Source organism: Pseudomonas sp. RGM 3321 (assembly GCF_022836805.1).
Taxonomy (GTDB): Bacteria; Pseudomonadota; Gammaproteobacteria; order Pseudomonadales; family Pseudomonadaceae; genus Aquipseudomonas.
Window position 1 is genome coordinate 1 of the sequence record NZ_JALHBH010000085.1, and the last position, 21,515, is coordinate 21,515.

General features: G+C 54.8%; 16 protein-coding genes. All 16 read right to left on the reverse strand.

Translation table 11 applies throughout. The features are described 5' to 3' along the window. Positions 1–173: 173 nt before the first annotated feature. The 16 genes from RGM3321_RS02795 to tssE all read right to left on the reverse strand — a co-directional run bounded on the left by RGM3321_RS02795 (position 174) and on the right by tssE (position 21,486). Positions 174–1,040 (reverse strand): hypothetical protein, encoded by an 867-nt coding sequence (locus tag RGM3321_RS02795; RefSeq protein WP_137982845.1) that lies wholly within the window; start codon positions 1,038–1,040, stop codon positions 174–176. Next, on the reverse strand, positions 1,024–2,016 hold the full coding sequence (locus RGM3321_RS02800; protein ID WP_244391477.1) for a hypothetical protein: 993 nt from the start codon (positions 2,014–2,016) through the stop codon (positions 1,024–1,026). Before RGM3321_RS02800 ends, RGM3321_RS02795 begins: the two co-directional genes overlap by 17 nt. Continuing rightward, the gene (locus tag RGM3321_RS02805) at positions 2,013–3,170 is read right to left on the reverse strand and encodes a hypothetical protein (RefSeq protein ID WP_244391479.1); all 1,158 of its coding nucleotides are present in this window, start codon (positions 3,168–3,170) and stop codon (positions 2,013–2,015) included. The genes RGM3321_RS02800 and RGM3321_RS02805 overlap by 4 nt, the downstream gene beginning before the upstream one ends. A 10-nt stretch (positions 3,171–3,180) precedes the next feature. Beyond that, entirely contained in the window at positions 3,181–3,435 is a 255-nt protein-coding gene (locus RGM3321_RS02810) for a PAAR domain-containing protein (RefSeq protein ID WP_244391481.1), read from the reverse strand. Between the two features lie 33 nt (positions 3,436–3,468). Next, positions 3,469–4,557 carry a type VI secretion system protein TssA gene (gene tssA / locus RGM3321_RS02815; RefSeq protein ID WP_137982848.1) on the reverse strand — a complete coding sequence of 363 codons (1,089 nt, stop codon included), beginning with the start codon at positions 4,555–4,557 and terminating at the stop codon, positions 3,469–3,471. A gap of 104 nt (positions 4,558–4,661) precedes the next feature. Then, positions 4,662–5,180 (reverse strand): type VI secretion system tube protein Hcp, encoded by a 519-nt coding sequence (locus RGM3321_RS02820; RefSeq protein ID WP_005730234.1) that lies wholly within the window; start codon positions 5,178–5,180, stop codon positions 4,662–4,664. A gap of 146 nt (positions 5,181–5,326) precedes the next feature. After that, positions 5,327–7,822, reverse strand: coding sequence for a type VI secretion system membrane subunit TssM (tssM, locus tag RGM3321_RS02825; RefSeq protein WP_244391483.1), 2,496 nt, complete (start codon positions 7,820–7,822; stop codon positions 5,327–5,329). After that, positions 7,822–8,742, reverse strand: coding sequence for a type VI secretion system-associated protein TagF (gene tagF / locus RGM3321_RS02830; RefSeq protein ID WP_244391485.1), 921 nt, complete (start codon positions 8,740–8,742; stop codon positions 7,822–7,824). The genes tssM and tagF overlap by 1 nt, the downstream gene beginning before the upstream one ends. A gap of 34 nt (positions 8,743–8,776) precedes the next feature. Continuing rightward, on the reverse strand, positions 8,777–12,670 hold the full coding sequence (locus tag RGM3321_RS02835; RefSeq protein WP_244391487.1) for a type VI secretion protein IcmF/TssM N-terminal domain-containing protein: 3,894 nt from the start codon (positions 12,668–12,670) through the stop codon (positions 8,777–8,779). A gap of 27 nt (positions 12,671–12,697) precedes the next feature. Next, positions 12,698–13,411 carry a type IVB secretion system protein IcmH/DotU gene (icmH, locus tag RGM3321_RS02840; protein WP_010406254.1) on the reverse strand — a complete coding sequence of 238 codons (714 nt, stop codon included), beginning with the start codon at positions 13,409–13,411 and terminating at the stop codon, positions 12,698–12,700. Continuing rightward, positions 13,408–14,751 (reverse strand): type VI secretion system baseplate subunit TssK, encoded by a 1,344-nt coding sequence (gene tssK, locus RGM3321_RS02845; RefSeq protein WP_244391489.1) that lies wholly within the window; start codon positions 14,749–14,751, stop codon positions 13,408–13,410. Before tssK ends, icmH begins: the two co-directional genes overlap by 4 nt. Further along, the gene (tssJ, locus tag RGM3321_RS02850) at positions 14,748–15,458 is read right to left on the reverse strand and encodes a type VI secretion system lipoprotein TssJ (RefSeq protein WP_244391491.1); all 711 of its coding nucleotides are present in this window, start codon (positions 15,456–15,458) and stop codon (positions 14,748–14,750) included. Before tssJ ends, tssK begins: the two co-directional genes overlap by 4 nt. Before the next feature lie 79 nt (positions 15,459–15,537). Then, entirely contained in the window at positions 15,538–18,141 is a 2,604-nt protein-coding gene (gene tssH / locus RGM3321_RS02855) for a type VI secretion system ATPase TssH (RefSeq protein ID WP_244391492.1), read from the reverse strand. After that, entirely contained in the window at positions 18,138–19,208 is a 1,071-nt protein-coding gene (gene tssG / locus RGM3321_RS02860; RefSeq protein ID WP_244391494.1) for a type VI secretion system baseplate subunit TssG, read from the reverse strand. The genes tssH and tssG overlap by 4 nt, the downstream gene beginning before the upstream one ends. Continuing rightward, complete coding sequence (tssF, locus tag RGM3321_RS02865) at positions 19,172–21,004, reverse strand: type VI secretion system baseplate subunit TssF (protein ID WP_024684250.1); 1,833 nt, start codon at positions 21,002–21,004, stop codon at positions 19,172–19,174. The genes tssG and tssF overlap by 37 nt, the downstream gene beginning before the upstream one ends. Beyond that, on the reverse strand, positions 21,004–21,486 hold the full coding sequence (gene tssE / locus RGM3321_RS02870) for a type VI secretion system baseplate subunit TssE (protein ID WP_244391496.1): 483 nt from the start codon (positions 21,484–21,486) through the stop codon (positions 21,004–21,006). Before tssE ends, tssF begins: the two co-directional genes overlap by 1 nt. Between the last annotated feature and the right edge of the window lie 29 nt (positions 21,487–21,515).

Here is a 21,515-nt window from a genome sequence, read left to right on the forward strand (position 1 = left end):
GGGCACGCGGCCGATGCGCTCGACCCCGTGTACGCGCAGGGCCTGGAGCTGATGCTCGCCCAGCGGGGTGGTGAGTTGCAGTAAACGTCCGCTCTGGCTGAGGGCGGTACCGAATGTCAGATCCATGGTGTAACTCCTTTACTGCTTGAATCGGTTTGCGACGTATCTTCGGTTTAACCCGCTTCTACGGGAGGTTTGGCATCTTTATAGTTTTCATCGATCTTGATGCCCATTTTTTTCAGCTGCGCCTCTGTCTTTTGCCGCTCTTTCCCCATTCGGGTTAATTCGGCAGGCAGAAGTTCTCTCCAGCGTGCGTGATCTTCGGCTCTCACGAATTCAGCGTAGAACTCACTTTCTGATTTGAACGTCCATGTAAACAAGTAAGATCCACGGTTTTGCGGGTCGTCTTTGCTGTTCTCGCGCTGTACCATCAGATCAAGATACTCGTGACCGCTGTAGAACATCCACGTATTGATCATAGGCAATGAGACCCATACCTGCTTCGTAAGCTTGAGATTCGGGTCCATCCAGGGGCCTGTACCAACATTTTTACCTAGCACTTCATTTATGTTGGTAAATTTGCCGGCTTCTGTACCGGGTATTCTCGCTTCATTAGGGAAAATGTAACGCTGCCATCCCGCAGCGTTTAGATTCTGTACTTGTTGATAAAAGTACGCCATTGCGTCTTCATGTTTCGCATTGGTTGACACTCCTGCTACATACACGTCTATATCTGTAATAAGCCCCAATGGATTGGTGACGATAGTGGTTGAACTAACGTTCTCAATCGCTAATATGGTGGATGCTGAGCGTACCTTTACAGTGATCAGTTCAGAGGATTTTGACGGCACTATAAATTGGTAGAGACACATCGTATCATCGCAGTCTTTTCGCAGTTTTACAGATGTTGAAGCCAAGACAGTATCAATTGATACTCCAAGAGAGAGTTCGATCTCACGATTTTTTGTATTCATATCCGAAGCCTCACAACCGGTCAGCAGTATGAAAGCCGCTATCATATATTTAAGTAGTGCGTTCATTCCACGTCCCTATCGTCATAATTGCCTTTTCCATCTCAACATTTTTTCTTTGCATTCTCCGATGATACGTAGAGGCAATTGTTGTAATAAAGATCATTCTGTCCTCGGCGTCGTACAGCTCGCCATCGGACATGATGACATCCTGCTCCGGGTCGCCTGTATCGCATTCAACACTCAGGGACGCCAGTCGGCGCGGAACATCCCCGTACCCCTCAACCCACGTTTGCATGTACAACAGTGCCCTGAAGCTTTTATCCTCGTATATCAACGGTTGCAATATCATCAGTTGTTCATGTTTGGCAATTGCCAGGAGGGACTGAAATTTGTATTTTTCACGCAGTGTACCTGCCGGCTCCTTCTCTACAGCCGATATCAACTTGAAGCCGCTTACCAGATAATCAGTTACCTTCAGGTTGTTTATTTTGGGCAGTGCATCATCAATCCATGGCAGTTGCGCAAAGCTTTGCTTGAATCGTGGGTCATACGTACTGAAGTCCCGAGTCTTTATGCACTCATCGAACTGCTGTGGGTAATTAATATAAAACCAGTGCCAGACGAAGATGTCCTGGAATAACCAGAAGTTTCCCTTGCCCAAAAATATCTTGGTAATCTCCAAGGGCGGTACGGCGGGTGGCAAATAGCGCATCTTTGTGTTACTGGAATAATCCAATGCACACATGACCTGTTTGCTTGCAAACGCCGCTAACCCTGTCCAGTAAAACCGTCCTTTTTGTTCGGGCTGGCCGTTGTGCTCTTGCTCCAGGTAAATACGTGCGTAATTGCCTGCGATACGCGCAGCCCGCGTACTGAAGTCCTTGAGCAGTTCATACCTGGCCGGTTGCTTGTATTCGGCGCGGGTCTTCACGCACAAGCGCCTGATAGCCACTTGCTGGCCAAGTGTCCACATTTCGACACAGCCCGGATTCAGATCATTGATCGAGCAGGATTTTGGATTGAAATCAAAATTTTCCTTCATGAGTCTTTGCTCTGTCCGTCGTGTTCAAGCCCGCGGTGTTCGGCTACCTCATCGCCAGCTTGCGCAATCGTCTTGCCGGTACTCAGCAACCAGGCTTGAGTCTGAGTGGAGGCGTGTCTGTCAAATATCAGTACCGATCCCTGCCTCGCCCTGCCTGCGTGAAAAGCAAGTGCCAGCGACGTCAGCTGAGTCGCGCTCCTTCCTCGCTCGCCTGCCAGCAATGCCTGCCCAGCGACATGCTCCGATACCACCAGATTCGGCAGTTGGGTACTTGCGTAATGAGAGAGCTGCTCTAGACGTCTGTCATGAAGATGACCGTCGATGACGAGTGCCTGGATGTCGTTCGGTTGAATACCCCTCTGCTCGCAAAGGGCCTCTGCCAGCTGTTGCAGATCGACGCTGCTTTGCCTTGGCTGCGATGCACGCGGAGAGTGTTCGCGAGTCATGGCTGGATAGAGTTGCCAGGTATTTTCCTCGTCGGGGTTGGCGTGGTCTACGCGCTGCAGGTGCACGATCGAGATGCTTTCACCGACCATGGCGTCGCTGGACAGAGCGCCAGCCCGGTCTTTTGTCGCCCAGGTGTCTATGCTGACGCACAGCAGGGTAGAAGCTTCGGTATCGTTTTGAAGCGCCCAGGGCAACCATTCATCAAAGTTCAGCGAAGGGGTGTCGAAACCCTCGCCGGGCAGGTAATCAAACGGCCAGATCGGCAACGCATGGTTCTCCCATGCTGATGGGGCGATGCTCGACGGCGCAAACAGTACTACCTTCGTGTTTTCCCAATCGACGCTGGCTGCGAAATCAGCCCATTGTGCGAGCATGGCCTCAAGCAGTTGAAGCGTACGTGGCAACGTATCGATTTCCGGTTTGTGCTGGGGCAGACGAATGCGGCGCAGGTTATAACGGTGGCCCGATGGACTGACCAGCCTGGGGTCGTGTTCAAAATCGCCGTTAACGGCTCCAAGCCATGCGCCTGAAGCCGCTTGAGCAGGTTCGAGATTCGGCAGCCACAGCCAGGCGTTGTCTATTTTGACGCGTGTGAGGTCATAGTCTGCCGGCGGACGTGCCGGAGTTGCCTGACGTTGTTCCTGTTCGCGTCGCTCACCAATGACATCCCATAAAGAGCGATGACCTTGGCCGTAGGGCTTCAACATGCTGTCGTCCTTAAAATATGCCACAGTCACTGTTGGTGGCGATCAGACTGGAGCCACACGCAGTCTTGTCGCCATGGCGGGCAACCGGCCGGCCATCTACCAACGTTGACGTGTCACCTGTCGCGATTGTACAGACCCCATGCGGGCACATGACTTTATCGCCGACTCTGGCCACCAGTCGACCATTGACCAGAGTGGTCGGAGATCCTTCGACAACAACCCCGGCCTTGTCGGTCGGGTCGTTCAGCAAAATGATCGGACGCATGTTGAAACTCCTTTTGGTTGCTATCACAGCCTTTTAGTCGCGCTGTTGCAGGGTGCCCAGAACATCGCGGATTCCATCGACGACGCTACCATCCTTGATCACATCGCTCAGCCAGCTTTCCAGCGGCATATTTCCCCATTTGATTGCGCGCTCTACCAGGTAGGGCACCGGGCTGTGGGGTTCTGTCTGTTTGAAGAATTGTGCGACGCCTTGCAACAAGGCAAACGCTTCGTCACGGGTCAGTGGCACGGTGCGCATAGGGGCGTTGGCTGCAGGAATGTCGTCGCGTGCCGCTGGTCGTTCTTTGACGGGCTCATCTGCAACGTCTTCTTTTGACTGGCTTGCCGGTGTCACGAGTTCGACACCGCGCTCCTTGAGCAGTCGCTCAACAAGCTGCCGAGCGTGAGTGAGTACATCGTTGAGGGCAAGAAAACTGGGTATATCGCGTTCGAAGACGCTATCGATGGTTGATTGCAGCTGTTTGCATGCAACCAGGCATTCACTCATTTCCGCGTATTTGCGGTTCAGGTGATCTGTGTCGGTGAGTACTACCGAGCGCTGGAACAATTCAGCGTTGATCTTGCCTTCTTCGAGAGCCTGGTTCATTGCCGACGAGTTCTGTCGAGCCAGGTTTTCAACTTGTCGAGATTCATCATATTTGAACAGGCTGTAGCCCTGTCCCTGGGTAATCGGTAGCGTACGGACCACTTCGGCCAAGGTTGTATTCAACCACCCCAAGCGAGCAGAACGCTCTTCGGTGCCGTCTTCCAGAGAAGGGAACAGGGTGTCCCAGAAATCTTCCAGCATGGCTTGAGCCACTGCCAGCGCGAAACGGATACCGCGGAAATGATATTTGTGCGCCAGACCTTCACCTAGCCATGCGACCAGCATCAAGTCTTTGCTCTGTTCTGCAATCCCGGCGCTGGCCAGTTGCACAACCTGTTCCCAGTCGGCCTGTTTCAGATCGGTTTGCCAGTCGCCCTGAGTCAGATAGTCGACATCGGCGCGGCGTGCCTCCTTGATCTGATCGAACAGGCTGGAAAAACTCAGGTCTTCGCCCGCGCCACCCTGAATGGGAGTACGCAATGTGGCCAGCGAAAGGTCTTCGAGGATGTCAGACATGGACGGCTCTGCATTCAAAGGTGAAAAGAGAAGGCCACCGCGCCCTTGCAGGCGCGGGACCCTCGATTGAGCGGCCGAACAACTTCAGTCGCCCGAGGCCCTACTCAGGAGTAGACCTTGTTCAGCGAGCGGTCCCAGCCGCCTGCAACTTTACCGCCGCCTGCACCATCGGAACGCTTCTGCTGGGTGTAGGCGATCTTGATGCGGGAGAAGTTGAACTTGATCTCTTCCAATGGCAGATCGCTCTCCGCCTTGGTTTCGCCAGCCACAGGCATGTTGCCCAGGAAGGTGACAGAAGAGATGACCACTTCTTCCAGCGTGATGGTCATGTAGGTCAGCTTGTCGCCGCCGGCACGGTTGAGGTTGAGGACAACTTCCTTGATGTGCTGGCCTTTGCAGCATGACTCGAAGGCTTTGGGAGAAGCCTTGTCGACATACTTGATAACCGTGAAGTCGCTCAGGTTAACGCGCTCGGAAGAAGCGCCTCCAGACGAACTGGCAGTCGCCGAAGTCGCCTGTGTAGCGCCGTGCGTGTAGCTCAGGATTTCGATCCAGTCCTTGAACTTGTCGTCCAGACTTTCACCCGGGATGCCGTCAATTTTGAGGAATGCGTCAAATGCCATTTTTCATTTCTCCTTAAAAGGGCTTTCATTGATCCACAAGTTGGATCGCCCTGTGTTTGACCCTGCCACGTAATGGCTGGGCCGTTCTAAAGCCATGCATGCCGAAGCAGGCACACACATGGCGATCGTTTTACCTCGGGGGCGGCTCAGTTAAGCGCACGCACCTCGATTTCGACTCGTCTGTTGGGCTCGAGGCAGTGGATGAGCTCGGCGCGCGGCATCTGCATGTCGCAATGCACCAGTGGTTTATTGCTGCCTTCACCGACCGCGTCGACCAGTTCGCTCGGCAAGCCTTTACCTACCAGGTAGGTTTTGATGGTTTGCGCACGCTGTCTGGATACCTGCAGATTGCTCTGCGCATCGCCAATCTGGTCTGCGTGGCCAGTGATCACGATCTTGCCCACGTTCGGTGTGTTCAGCAGTTTCCCGGCGATGGCGCTCAACTGGCGTTGCCCGGCAAGCTCAAGGCTTTGAAAGTCCGCGCGGCCAAACGCAAATAGGGTGTCGGACTCCAGCGTGATGGTTTCGATAGCGCGCAACGACTGTGAGAGCAGGCTATTTATGTAATTGCGCGAGCTGGAGATCAAGAATGCATTGTTGAGAATGCGTGGTACGTCAAGTTCACGGATCTGATCGCTATAGAATGCTATCTGACGCCCGGCAAACTGATAGTCATCGGCCTCGCCAGCAGCTTGAGCTGACACGTTTGTATCGCGCTGAACCTGCTTGTAGATCGCCGGATACCAATAATCAGGAATGCGAGCCTTTAATACCGCAGGATCGGCTTGCTCACGTTGCGCCTTGGACAGCATCAAGTAGGTGTCCAGCGTCGTCTTGCCAAAGGTCGCAACTGACTGCGCGCGGTTATCCACAGGGAGCGCGCGCGGCTCGACGCTGTCGATTCCTGTCACGGTTGTAAGCGTCGGCGCGTTGCGCTGGTATATCTTGATACTGCTCAACAGGTACAACGAGCGGGTCAGGTTATCGGCAGTCGGTTTGAGCATTACGCTTTCAAGACGTGCGAAATAGCGCTGACGTACATAGGGCTCCACGTCATAACCCTTGTACAACCCCAGACGCATGCTCAGCGGTACGCCGCCACCGTGGTGACGAGTATAAAGATCTGCTGAAGTCTGCCGCAGTTGATCCAGAGTCTGCCATTGGGTGTATTGGCCGCTGGTGTGTTCGTCTTTTTGCTGTGCTGCGACCAGCCCGCCGGAAATTGCCTGGATGGCTGCTTTGTTATTGCTGTACGAAACGCCCCAGCCTACACAAAGCAGCAAGCCTGCCAATGCGGCTGTGCCGATCCATATACCTTTGCGCCGGGTTTCGCTGCGATTGCTGGTGTACAGCGCCACAAGATGTTGATCAGGGATAATGACCTTCTGAAAAAGGCTATTGATAAACATCGGCTGCGTCTGCCCGGTAACCGGCAGTTCGGCTGACGAGTCGGCCAGCGCAAAGCGCTCGGTGACATGCTGTGCATACAATCCCTGCGTAGCTTTATCAGCGTCGAGTGCACTGGTGAAATAGAAGCCGCGGAGCAACTCGGCACTCTGATACGGGTTCGCTCTGAGCAAGTCGGTAACGAAAGTCTCAAGCAATGGTTTGAGCGCTGTCAGTTCCAGAGGGAAGCGATACGCCGCCGGGTCCTGTCTGGTCAGCTGAATGTCCTGTTGCACCAATTGCTGATCGGCAATTTGCTGCCAATGGCCTACCAATTCGCCCATTGCCGCGGTGAAGCGCTTACCCCAATCGGACTGCCTGAAACCTTCGTGAGCAAATGTCTTGCCCATTACTTCGCCACGAGTCTGGTTATCGAGCTGGCGATAGAAGTGAGTGAAGCCTGGTATCAGGTCGCATTTGGTGAACACCAGATAGATAGGCAGGCGCAGCTCAAGCAGATCGTGCGCTTCCTGAATGCGTTCGCGCAGGCGCTTGGCAAGACGTTCGAGGCTGTCGGGCGTTGACTTCAGAACATCCTCTACACTCACTGCGACGATCAGGCCGTTCAGCGGGCGCCGTTGCCTGTGTTGTCGAAGCAGACTTAAAAACGCACGCCATTTGCCAGCCTCTTCCTGGTTATCCATATAGCGGCCGGCAGTGTCCAGTAACACTGCTTCAGAACTGAAAAACCAGTCACAGTTGCGGGTGCCGCCTAGTCCTGCGACGCGTGCGCCTTCGCGCTCCGCATAGGGAAAATTCAATCCGGACTGATACAGCATGGTGCTTTTGCCGGACGCGGGCTGGCCAATTACCAAGTACCAAGGCAACGCATAGAGTGCGTCTTTACTGGATGCTTTCTTCCCTGAATTGCCCTGCAGGCGCTCGATGCTTTGCAGCAGGCGCTCGCGTAGCAGGCTGACTTCCTCGCGATCCTGCGGGCTGGAATTCAACACGGCCTGATCGGCGTCATCACGTAGAAGCGCTTCAAGGTCGTGGCGCGGTGCGTGGCTTCGTCCCATGAAAAGGACATAACCAGCCGATAGCAACAGAAACACTCCTATCCCGGCCAGCAGGCTGTGAAGGGAGGAAAACCCCATCGCTACACCGAGCGACCACACCAGGAAGATGGCCAGGAAGAACGCAATCCCCAGAACATATGGCTGGTACTTGAGAAAGTAATATTTGAGCCTGTTCATCAATACTGTTCATCCCGAGCGTCTATAAAACGCTCAATAAAGTCGTTCAATGCAAGGTGATCGGCAGGCAACACGAGCGAGGCGGCAGACGCGGGCTCCGGTAAAGGATCCAGCAGGTTGTAGCGGTCCTCGGGTGCAGCGATACCGGTCAACATCCGATACATTTCACTGTTTCCACGCGACGGAAAGCACAGCAGCCCTGGGCGCATAAAGCTGTCTACCAGCACGCTGACATCCGGCATGCCCGTTTTGCCGCGCAGACGTGACAGCAATGTGCACCACAAGTCAGCCATCGGGCGCTTCAGGCCGCTCTCTGCTGGCAGAGGCAGGCTTATTGCGGGCGGCTCATTGTTCCTCATGGCCTTGCGCAGTTTGTAAAGGCTGGCCAGCCCCGACTGGGTACCGAACTCCGGATAGCTGTGTCGCAGTGGCCGCGACACATCACGCAGGTTAAAGTCCATAAGAAACTTGTCATGCACACGTCGATAGAGATCCAAGTCCTTGGCGGTCCACAGACGCATGGTTCTGAGTCGAGCAAAAATCTGCTCTATATCCGCCCCTTGCGCGCCCTGCATGAGAAGCGGTTTGATCTGCCCGGCGAACAATTCGCACAACGTGTGCGGATTGGTGAACGGGTCGCTGGAGTCCACCTTTATGCTTTGAAACACCATAAATGGATAACGTCTGCCGCTGGCGTCCCGCGAGCTTATGAATCCACCCAGCAGCCACTGTCCATTGCGACTGCGGTATGAGAAAAAACACACGGGCAACTCATCAAACAATTCCCGCCAATCCTCACGCGTCTGCATGCGTCCCAGACTGTTTTGTAGCCACAGATCGAACTCACATACCTCAGGCATGGCTCCGTTCAAACTGACGAAGTCGGCACTCGCGGGCACTTTGCCAAAACATCCGATCATCAGCCTGTGCCCCCTCTGTGATGGCTTGCCATAATCAGTTTTTCTGCCCAGGGTCGTTAAGCACGCTCAATGATTTGACCTGTGCCAGGTCAGTCATTTTGACGCCGCCATAGTTACGAACGACCAGGCTTACCGGCCCGGCGGCCGACTGCCAGCTGAAACGTTGCTGAACCGTGTCCAGATCGGTGACGCGAGCACTGTCGTTCATCTTCAGCAAGCCCCAACGGCCCGGGTAGTCGAAAACAGTGATGCGTTGTCCTTCCAGAGTCACTACATCCAGACGTGCCCCCGGTGCGTTGGAGGTACCCGGCCAGGAGAACCGGTTCCAACTGGTACGACCGTTTCGATAATGCTGTTCCTGCCCGTCGAGCGTGAAAATGATGTCCGTGTAACGAGCCGATGGCTCCAACATGATTTCGAAGCCATTTTCCCGATCAGACAGACTCGCGATGACCTGCCCTACCGAGCTGGCCTTGTCGATGCTGTCAATCATGCGTGTATTGACCAGAGGCGCAGCGTTACCGCCTGTACCCATGCCCAATCCTTCGCCGCCGGCGAGGTTGCCGATTTCGTTGCGTTTGAACGCGGGCAGCAAACCTGTTTCAGGATCGACGAAACGCTGCAAATCCTTGACTGATGCCTCGTTTTCACTGCCAGCCACAATGGGGTACCGGTAAGCCATGACCTGTTTCCAGGGGCGGGCGACATCCTGCGACCATGCTTTTGCGATCTGTTGGCCAGCCGGGTCGCGAAGTGTTTCCCAGGCAAACTGCAGTGGCGAGTTGAACAGGCGTTGCAAGGAGTTCGACAGGCCTCCTTCGCTGGTATCGACGCTGGTCTCGATGTAGTTGCGTACCTGTGTAACTTCGGACGGCTGTCCTTCCAGTGTTTCGCTGATCAATAGCTTGCTGTTCTTGCCGACATCCTGCGATCGCTGAATATTGGTCAAACGCACTTTGAGCTTGCGTAACGCTGCCAGATATCGATCCATCACCGTGCTGTCCGCGCCCTCTGCATTTTGCGTTGCGAACAGGCGTGCGACGGGTTCAAAGCGTTTTGCCAGACTCCCATCGTCAACACGTGGCAATGTCACTACCAGGCTTTCGGCTTGCTCGCTCTGGGTACTGAAGGTGCCTTTGATGCCGCTCCAGAACCCGTCGTCCGCTTTATTCGGAGACGCCGCAGAGTTGACTTTGGGCAAGTCCCACGACGTGTTCTGGTTCACGGCGTGCAACAGACTCTTGACGGGAGAGTTCTGCACGTCGCTAAGCACTGACAAATGCTCGGTGGCATTGGCCATGTCGGTGAAATGACGCACACCTACGCCTCTGAGCATCCTGAACCAGGCATCTGCGTAGTCGGCTTTGTAGCGAGCCATCAGCTCACGCACGAAGTTGGCTTTCTGAACCATGCCATTGCTGCCTTCGCTATCGAGTACCCAGTCACTGTCGTTGCGCAGGTTGCCTGACAGCAACTTGATCAGTTCGGGCTGCAGAAACTCTTCCCAACCTTGTCGGGTGTAAATGGCAGGTACTGCTTCCGCCGAAAATAACTGATCACGTCCGGCTGCGGGCACCATGTCCGATAGCGTAAGCGACGGGAACTGACGGCTCGACTCCAGCTGAAGGCGCAGATACTCACGATCAACCAGAGAACTGGCGATCATGAAGGAACGCAGGCTCTGCCGTGTGTCGTTGACCAGTTGCTCATTCCGTCGCAGCGCTGGCGCGGTACCTTGTTGCAGGTAGCGCACGTACATCGCGGTATTGGCTTCAATCAGTGCTGGACTGATCTCTTGGCCCTCGGCCTGCGCCGCCAGTGCCCAGGCTTGAGGAAGTTCATCAGCAACGAATTCGGCATCGCGGTGTTCATCCGGACGCGACAGAATCAAGTACAGCTTAAGTGCGCTGTAAGCCTTGATCACTGAAGACACTTGTTGCTCTGTCAGCCGGCTGAGGCTGTCTTCCGACAGTGACAACCCGGCAGTCAGTGCGGTGTCTTCGGCAAGATCCATAGTTGATTCGGACTTGGCGTTATCGCGAAGAGCATCCAGCGTTCTGCGACGCCCGGCTTCACCTGCCTCGTTGACGCCCGAGCGTAGCTGTCCGGTCAGATCTGCGCTGTTACGCGGAAGGCTGACAGTCGCTTTCAACGCGCTGATGCTCGGTGTTTTTGCCGGTTTTTTTAACGGGGACTTGGCCGAGCGACGTTTATCGGTAGGCGCCAGTGGGCTCCGATCCACCGTCTGAGCAAACTGGTTAAGCTCGCGCAGTTGCACCTGCAAGTACTTGCCGATGGGCTCCAGCGCTTGGGTACGTAGCTGCTGCAGGTACGCCTCACGCAGCGGGATCAGCAGATCGTCGCCGCTGTACAGGCCTGCGCCCAACGCGAAGGGTACGCCGTGATTGCCGTATCCTTCGAACTCGCTAAGGTAAACACGCAATGTTTCCATCGCCTGCCCCGAGCGCAGCCGATCTGACCGATCGGGTGCAGTCTCAAGCTGTGTCAGTTCGCTTGCGATGCCCGCCAGCATTTCACGGTTTTTGTTATAAGAAACCGCCTCCCACGCGATCAAGCCTATACCTGCCAAAGCCGCTATCGCGATCAATGCAGGGGTCAAGGATCGTGTGCGGCCCAGGCGTGAGTAGTAAAGGCTCAGGTTGCGATCCGGGAACACCACCTGACGAAATGTCTCAGTAATAAAGTAGCTCTTGTCGCCTATCTTTCTACGTATATCGCTGTGTATCGGATGCTCTTTGGGCTCAAGCGCGTAGTAATCTCCAAGAGCATCCTCATAGACAGGTGGCAACTGCTCATCTGTCTGCAGGGCGCTGGTGAAATAGACGCCTCGCACGATAGGAGGCGTATGCCCTTGCGATGAGCGTTCAAACTGGTCAAGAAAACCAGAGATAACGGTCGACAGTTCGGCAAAGTAATTGGGAAATTGCAGCAGCTCGGCGCTGGCGGTTTTGCCCCCGATAATCAGCTGAGTATCCACGTGGTGTCGCACGCTCTCCAGCAAATGGGCAAACTTGGTTTCCATGACGGCGCGCAGGCCTTTGGCGCGCACATCCGACAAGGCGAACGTCATGCCCAGAGGCTGCTGGCGTTGTGCAGTGTCCATACCGTCGAAGGCCTGGTTGAAGCCTGGCAGCAGATCTGTCTTGCTGAGCATCAGATAAAGCGGAGGGTTAACACCCAGGCACTCGCTGTATTCATCAATACGAGAAACCAGACGGGCAGCCAGGGCTTCGCGTTCGGCCAAGGTAGCAGAGACAATCTCTGGCAGGCTCACCACCAGAATCAACCCGTTAACGGCGGGTTTGGCGCGTTGCTTGCGCAGTAGCTTTAGGAACGAGGCGAACTCGCTGGCTGACTGGTCATCGCGCAAGTAGCGGCCCGCAGTATCAATCAAGACTGCGTCAGGACTGAAATACCAGTCGCAGTGCTGAGTCCCGCTGTCCATGCCGCTCGCCTGAGCTCCGGCAATGGTCGCTGACAGACCTGAGCGTGTCAGTAGCGAGGTCTTGCCCGATGCTGACATGCCGACGACCAGATACCATGGCAGATCAGAAAGCGCAGATGCTCCGCCGCCGCCCGCAGAGCGCGATGAGCGCAGCATCGATATAGCGTGTTTGAGGCGCTCGCGCAGTACGTGTTGGTCACGAAACTCGCCCTCGGCCCCTAACGACCGGTCTACCTCCAGTTGCACCAGGCTTTCGATGTTCTGTTCGGCGCGAATTCTGCGGTACTGACGCAGCACAATAAGCAGCAGGCAGAAGGCACTGATCAGCGCCATGGCCACGTAAATGTTTTCCCGCGTGAAATTCCAGCGCGGGAGTGCCAGCCAGCAGGCGAGCAAACCGACTGTCCACAGGAGTGCCAGTGCAAACCAGAAATTTTTCAAACAACGCAATAATGCTTTCATGTCTTCCTGACCGGATCCGTAACTGAATTAAACGCCGAACAGCTGACGGACCTGTTCGGCCAGTGCTGCCACCTCTTTGCCCAGAAGCCAGTCCAGGGTCAGGTAAACGGCACCGCATATCAGTGCGATGAGTACCAGGTAGAGCCACAAAGGGACTTCATAACGGAACATCTGAGACACTTGATCGGGCAGTGCCCAATCTGGGGAAAGCGCCTTGCGCGGGGTTCGGTAACGAGCGATGTCCTGACCCAGGGTATTGGCGATGTAACGAAGTTGATCTTTCTTCTCAAGGCTGTATTTGCCTTCAAAGCCCAGTGCCAGGCACAGGTGATAAACCTCAAGGACATCAAGGTTGCGTTTCACGTCAGTACGCAATGCTTCGAGTTTCTCGAAGAAACCCTGACCAGCCAAATGCACGCCAAAATACTGAAATTGCAGTGGATTAACTTCAATCTGATTGCGTATTTCACTCTGCCCGGCATTCAAGACGCTTTCATCCAGAAACGCACATAGCGCGTATTGCGCATCCCTGACTTGTTCGACGCTGTAGTTGGCACGACGCGCATCCCGCTCAAGCGCGGGAAAGAATTCGTCGACGCTGGCACGCAGCCTTGAGACGTCGCGCACCTTGCTTCCGCGACGAATCATCAGCGCCATGGTCATGAAGTCCTTGACCATATCCTTGAGTGTCAGTGTTTGCGCTGGGGCAGTAACGCCGCCTTGCATCACGGCATCATTCATTTGAGCACCGCCATCAGTTCAAGCTTGAGATTTTTAAATGCGCTGGGTACATAGAACGCGATGGCGTTAGCTTTCATCATGCGTTCGTAGACCCGGCCATGGGGTTCGATCGAGAAGTATTGGTTGTCCAGACGAACGGGAATGGCATTTGGGGTTCGCACACAGTGACTGAGCGCCGCCCCCGGCATTGCCGTATTAACCACTACCTCAATGTCTTCCGGCGAGCCGACCTTGAAGGCACGTGGTACCAGTTCAAGAACCTGAGCACCTGGCATGTCTGCATGAACCGCAATGTAAAAGTCAGCCTCACTCAAGCGTGGATCGTTCAGGCGGCCCACAAAATAGGACGTACGAGTCTGTTCCAGGCTGATCGGAATATATTGGTTGGGCACAACACTGTTGAGCAGTTCGCGAACCAGCCTGTCGAGCTTTATCATCGAAGTGGCGGGATCATGATGATCGTAGGCAGGGATATCATTGAGCTGTGCGCTCAGGGAAAAAGTCAGCAGACTGCCCGCCAGCTCAGCCAGAAAGCGATACAACTGCTCTGGGTGCAGCCTCGGATGCTGAAGCAGGTGAGCAAGACCTGGATACGCGCGATTGACGGTATAAAGCAGCCAGAACAGGCTGACATCGCTAGACCCGAATTCAGCGATCAGGTCAGCTCTTTCCCGGCGGCGGCCAGACAGTGTTTCGCTCTTGCTCTGCAGAAGTGCGAGCAGGCGCTGGGCAATTTTCAGCAACGTTTCATGCGACCCGATGTGCAGGGCAGGATGAATGAACTGAGTGTCCAGGCTAAATCCGTTAATGTTGTTGCGCTGAAGCAGGGTCAGCGGGCAATAGCTGTAGCCATCGAGTGAATCACCATCGATCAGCAGCACCACATTAAGTCGCAGGCTGGTAATTTCGTTTTCCAGCTCGCCTTCATTGATATCAGGCAACATATCAAATGCTTTACGGTAGCGACGTGCGCCTTTGCGCTCTTCACCTTCGTCCAGGTAATTGGCACTGTACGGTTCAGCCAATTTCAACGCCGCATACACTTTCAGCTCCGAACCGTGCTGCACATCTTTCAAATCGCGCGCAGCAGGCAGCGGGTCATGCTGCGGTGCGTCAAAGAGCGAGCCGTCCGGGAAAACCATCTGTAGCCGCTTGAGTTGCAGCACTCCGTTGACCAAGGCTTGCTCATCCACTTCCAGAAGCTGCACGCCCCAATGAAATGGTGACGAGCGCAGCGTCGCCTGAGCCAGCTGGTTCTGGTGGAACTCATCCTGATACTGGAAGTGTTGTGGCAGAAGGAACATGCCCTCTGACCACATCACACGGCTCTTTTTACTCATTTAGCACCTTCCAGAGCTGAGTCAAATGTATTGCTCAGCGACTTCTTAATAGAATTGTTGGCAGCGTCTTCGGCAGATTCGGCGGCCTTTGACTGCATGCGCTCCATAAGCCCAGGCTCCGTATGCTCTGGCTGGGCTGGCTGTAATGGCGCGATGATTTGTTCTTCGGGCATCTGCAGCACATCTTGCCCTCGCTCGGCACTGATGCGGTTCACGTCCAGAAGCACGCGGCCGCCCTCGGATGAAAACAGAATCCCGTCCTTGCGAAACGCGTCGGCATTGAATGCCATTTTCCATCGGCCGCCGCTGTCATCACGAAAGAAGGCCGCTACTGCGATGTACCGTGCTTCCTTGGCGAGTGGCCAGGTCTGGACCTGACCCATCCCGGGCAAAACCACGAGTTCGCGGGTATCGAGCACGGTGTTGCCGAGCACCTGTTCGGGGTGGTCCAGCAGCGTGTTTGAGTCCGCGCTGTTGAACTTGTCCAGTGAGGTCAACTGATAAACCCTGGTCACGACGGACAAAGGCATGCCGGAGGTATTGGGGTTCAACTGGTTGCCGCCGTCCACGGTCAGAACGATCTTTTCATCGTTGCTGAACAGCATGTCGCCTGCCCATGTGTCATCGACTCGCTTGCCTACACGGTCAGTGATGCCGCAGGCGGTCAGCCCTAGCAACATAATCAAAACACCCAAATACCTGCCCATTCTGCTGCTCCTGAAACACTTCCTATCGACGCCCGGCAATTCGGGCGACGCTGAATCTCATCCGGATTCCGGTTGTCGTCTACGCCACGGTGTACGAAAAGCCTCCGGCCTCATCAAGGCCGATGCTCATGCTATTGACGGGTTTGTCTTCTGCCATACGTGCCAACACGTGCTCTGCCAATTCAGGCATCAATGTGCCGGACAGGATGTTGTCGATGTTCCGGGCTCCGCTGTCGACTTCCGTGCAGCGTGCGGCAATCGTGGGCACCAGCTCCGGGCTGAACTCTAGAGAGGCCTGATGATTTCGTTCGAAACGCTCACGGATACGCGCTAGCTTCAGACCGACAATGCGCTCGAGCACGGCGTCCTGTACCGGGTAATACGGAACAATACTCAAGCGCCCGAGAAATGCAGGTTTGAACACGTTGTTGAGCTGGTCGCGCAGGTCTTCGACGATCTGGGCGGGGGCGGGTAGCTCGCTGACTCCGAGACACGTCTGCATGATGTGCTCGGTGCCGACATTGGACGTGAGGATAATCACCGTGTTGCGGAAGTTGATCTCGCGTCCTTCGCCGTCATCCAGTACGCCTTTGTCGAATACCTGGAAAAACAGTTCGAGCACGTCCGGATGGGCCTTTTCGACTTCATCCAGTAATACGACGCTGTAGGGTTTGCGACGCACAGCTTCAGTCAGTACGCCGCCTTCGCCGTATCCGACGTAGCCCGGCGGTGAGCCCTTGAGACTGGAGACAGTGTGGGCTTCCTGATACTCGGACATATTGATCGTGATGACATTGCGTTCACCGCCGTACAGCGTATCGGCCAATGCCAGCGCGGTTTCCGTTTTGCCAACACCGCTTGGGCCAAGCAATAGAAATACGCCGATTGGCTTATTGGGGTCTTCCATGCGCGCACGGGAAATCTTGATGCGTTTGCCTATTTCGTGCAGAGCATGGTCCTGACCAAGAACGCGTTCGGCCAGCAGTGCAGGTAAGCGCTGGACGGTATCAATCTCGTCGCGCAACATTTTGCCCAGTGGGATGCCTGTCCAGCCGGAGATCACTTCACCAATGGTGGCCCCGTCTACCAGCGCATGCACCAATGGCTGCTCACCCTGAACTTTTGCAAGCTCAGCCCGTAGGTCGGCAAGCTCGGTGCGGTGGTCCTGCCCTGTGGTCTGTTCGCTAAGTTCGTGCAACTGTTTGACCAGTTCCAATTCGCGTTGCCACTGTGTGACCAGTTCCTGTTCGCGTTTCTCGGCGTCGGTCAGTTCTGCACCGAGTTGAGCAAGTCGGCGCTGATGGTCGCTGCCTTTGATCTGTTCCTTTTCCAGCAGAGATATTTCAGTGCGCAGGTTGTCAATCATGCGCCGGGAATCTTCTAGCATGCCGGGCTGTGATGTCTGGCCTAGCGCGACACGCGCGCAGGCGGTATCCAGTACGCTGACGGCCTTGTCCGGCAATTGCCTGCCTGTGATATAGCGATTGGACAGGCGGACAGCCATGACGAGCGCTTCGTCCATGACCGCTACCCGATGGTGCTCCTGCATTTTTTCCAAGAGGCCACGCAACATGTAGATTGCCTGATCTTCTTCCGGCTCCTCTACTTTTACGACCTGAAAGCGGCGGGCGAGGGCAGCATCCTTCTCGAAGTATTTTTTGTACTCGGCCCATGTAGTGGCGGCAATAGTCCGCAGTTCGCCGCGCGCCAAGGCTGGTTTGAGGAGGTTGGCCGCATCGTTCTGTCCTGCCTGGCCACCTGAGCCAATCAGCGTATGGGCTTCATCGATAAAAAGAATGATTGGATGCACGCTGCGCTTTGTTTCTTCAATCACCGATTTGAGACGGTTCTCGAATTCGCCCTTAATCCCGGCTCCTGCCTGCAGCAGGCCCAGATCGAGTGTATGAATAGCGACATCCTTGAGTGGCGTTGGCACATCGCCCAGAGCAATACGCAATGCCAGGCCCTCAACTACTGCGGTTTTACCGACACCTGCTTCTCCCGTCAAAATCGGATTGTTCTGCCGCCGACGGGTGAGGATATCGACCATCTGGCGCACTTCGAATTCGCGTCCCAGTACCGGATCAATACGTCCTTCCCGCGCGCTGCGGGTAAGATCCACAGTATATTGATCCAGGGCAGGAGTCTTGCCGTTGCCCTTGGTTGCCGGTCGTTGAGTATCGTTTCCGGCTGGCAAAGAAGCGCTTTTCTGTGACTCGCTGCTGGCTGAAATGAAGTCCTCGAGATTGGCTTTCAAATCGTCAACATTGATCTTTTCCAGTTCAGGAGCTGACGCGGCTATGACCCGACGCAGTTCTTTATCGTCGAGCAAGGCCTGTAGCAAAAAGCCGCTTCGGATAAGGCTTTGGCCATACTCGATCGAAGCCAATACCCAAGCCCGCTCGATCAGTTGGGTTATGTGCGGGGACAGGGCGGGGGTGCGAGTATTTCCGGTCTTGAAGTCACTCATGGCACTCGCCAACTGCGACTGCAAACGCTCCATCACTACATCGTAATGACGCAAGATCGGCAGCAGGTCGTTATCGTCGCCTTCGAGAAGCTGCAGCAATACATGCTCGATATCGACTTCGTAGTGACGTTCCGCGAGGCATAGCGCAGCAGCGCTTTCGGTTGCGTTGCGGCAGGTATCATTGAGCTTGGCAAAGAGTGACTTAAGGTTCACAGGGCGACCCCATCAAAAGGAATACGGAAAACAGCGCAACGTGACGGATTTACTTTTTCGCCAGGCCGCTTCAGCCAGCCAAGCCAGCCCAGCGCTGTGTTTGTGTTGCGGCCTAGACGCGCCAGAGGGATCGCCTCGGGTTTGAGCTGCGGAGCAAGTTCAAAGTCAAGGGTGGGACCAAGGTAGAAACGCACCACATCGACCAGCTTTCTGTAGTCGTCATTACCTGGTTGAAAACGCTGATATTCAGCGAGGTCCAAGGGACCAATGTCGATACGCACGCAGGATTGATAGTCCCATACGCGATTGCCAGCCACCGCGCTTTCACCGAGCGTTGCATTGGTACGTCCCAGTTGTGAGCACTGCTCCGGTTCAAGTTTCAACCAGCGTCCGGCAAAGGGCCGCAGTGAAAAGGGGTGTCCGAAGTAGAAGCTCAACATCACTTCCAGATTGTGCGGATTACGAGGCCGCTGCGTGAACAAGCCCGAGAAGTAGGTGAATAACTCCTGTCGAACAGGTGAGCCGCCCGCGCCAAATTTTCGCTTCTGGCTTTGCTTGCCAAAACCTACCAGATTGAGCATATAGCGCTCGAAATCCGATGAACCCTTGCGCTCATGTTCGATGTGAAACTTGTATTTCTGCCATGACTGATAGAAGAGAGCGATCATGCGATGGGAAAACACATCCAGAAACGCATGGGCACCATCGTCCCTCTGCTGAATATGCCGGTTCATGAGCATTTCAGTGTAAGGACGGGGCAGTACTCCTGAGGGCCCTATCAACCCCATGAACGTTACCTGCACTTCGGTCAATGCCTGTTCAGCAGCAGTCGAATCCTCGAGGCGCTCGAATTTGAGATCGCTGACTTCGCTCACGGGAAAGTTCAGCGACAGCTGCGTACGAAAACGCAGCGGGTCCTCATGCGGGCGCGCTTCGGGATCAATACGTCCTGCTCTGCTGTAATGCAGACGCAGCAACCTGACCAGTTGGAAAAACTCAAACCGGTAAGGCTCTGCGCGTGCCTGATCGATCAGACCAGAGGTTGATCGCCCGTTCTGGGTGGCCATTGCACAATTCTCTTTTCCCGCTGGCGGGTACGAAGGGTAAGTTGGGTAAAACTGTTGACGGTGCAGTACTGTCCGAAAAAGTGATCAAGGACTTTGCCGAACAGAAATACGCCGCTGCCGATGTATTGGCTTTCGTCTAGTTCCAGGGTGATGCCTACCCCACGCACGAAGTTAGGACGGGGGTGGCCGATACGCACGACAACAGCCTCACTCTTGATCGACAGGATTCCGCTGATTTGCTTTCTAACTGCCAGTCCGCGTCGATAGTTGTAGAGGCTCAGCATTTCCTGAAGCACTTCCTTGCCCTGTGACACCAGCGACATGTGGTTCAGGGACAAGTGAGAAATCAGCCGCCAGATCAAGCCGTCGCCCAGGGGCACGCGCGCTGTCACTGTAGGTTTGCGCAATAGCCGGATACCGTCGACCACACCATCATTTTCAAATATGAAGTCGCTCTGGCTGCCTCCGTAACTGAGCAACTGCGGTAAGTCCCGGTTACTGCAAGTCAGGGATATGCTCAACGAATCACTACCTGCGTCGATCAGATCGAGTTCGCGATCCACGACTCGTATAACCATTTCTGTGCCGCCCTGCTTGCCGTGTCTGGAGGGGCGTCGCCGGCCGATCCAATAGCAGGCGTCTGGCCCCAGGTCACCTCTAGGCTCGAAAAACGGGTTGCACTCGCTGACGGTGTCAGTACCGGCTATTTTTTTGACCCGCTGTACGCGGTCGATGGAGACTACTTCTGCATGTCCCTGCAGCCTGACATCGGGGGTAACGGCGTATTCGTGCCGTGTATGAGTAAGCTTGACCGGCTCGGCCTGTTGTTTGAACAGGTTGATAATCGGGGTGCAGCCGAGTTTGAAATTATTGCGCCCCAGATTTTGTGCAAGCCGCGCAAGCCGATCGCCCATTTCGTAATGGGCAAAATAGAAGTTGATCTCGATATCTTTGAGGTCTCGATCAGCCAGGCTTCTCTTGAGCCCTCCAATATCGACGAACATGAATTTGTCCGGAAACGTAAAGTAGTCATGCAGCAGTCTGTACCCGAGGAACGAGCGTTCCGAGTAATCCACCAGACCTTCATCGCGCTCAAAACCAACCGCTTTCAACGCACCCTGTGGCAGACCGATTTCCCGACGTTTTCCCTGCTCTGTAAAACTTACAGTGGCCTTGGCCAAATTGTTGAATAGCAGCTCGTACAATTGCAGCATCAGCGTGCTTTCGCCGTCGAGGAAAAAGCGCAGGGTCTCAATGTCCAGTTGGCCGAAGTGGAGATGGGTGGTGGCGGTCAGGCCAATTTTCAGGCAGGCCACCAGATCCGCACTGTGCCCATTGAAAGCAGAGCGCTCCAGTTCGACAAACGATGCATCGCGCACTGCGATAGGCCACAAGTCGACGGGGTAGCAGGTTCTGAACTTGCAAGCCACGCCCTCTACGGTCTTGGAACTGATTTCCGTATGCCGCTCGATGGTGTAGCAGGCAGTCAGCGTCGAGGTTGTCCCGCTACTGAATTCCGCGATGGATAATGCGGGCGTCGGACGTAGGTAGTGTGGGTAAAGTACTTCAAGAAAGGCTTCGACAATTTCGGGAAACTCGTCATCAAGCTTCTTGTGTATGCGAGCCGCCAGAAATGAGAAGCCCTCAATCAAGCGCTCGGCGTGGGGATCCTCGCAGTTGTCACCTTCGATGAGTAACCGTGACGCAATTTTCGGGTACTCACGCGCAAACTCCTGCCCAAGAAAGCGCAGGTGCGAGAGCTCCTTTTCGTAATAAGGCAGCAGATCGTCGAGAATCAATTGAGGTTCTGCACTTTGTATTCCTGGGTATTGACTTGCAACACCGCATCGAAGGAAACCTGACGTGTTGCATCCTGAAGATGCAGAACTGCGTCAACCCGAAAAGTCAGCATGCGGTGACCAATCTGCTGATTAAGCAGTTGCACTTTTACAGCGCGAAAACGTGGGTCACCGACTGTGATAGCCCGCTCCAGTTGAGCCTGTATAAGGCGTCGGTCTTCAGGGTTGAGCACGCCTTTGCTGGTAAAGTCGGGCATGCCATATTCGAGAATCGTTCCCGCCAACTCCGGATAGTCATCGAGTCTCGATGCAACGAGGCACTGACGTGTATTAACCAGTGTCTCGAGGTCTCTGATCAGGCTGGCCTTGTATTCGCTTAACGAGCAAAGGCGTTTGGAAACCGCCTCGCTCGCTTGATGAGGAGCATCATCAAGCAGGCGATCAAGTAGCGTAGGTACTAATTGAGGAGAACGACTCATTCAACTATGCCTCCCTGGCTGATGAAGTA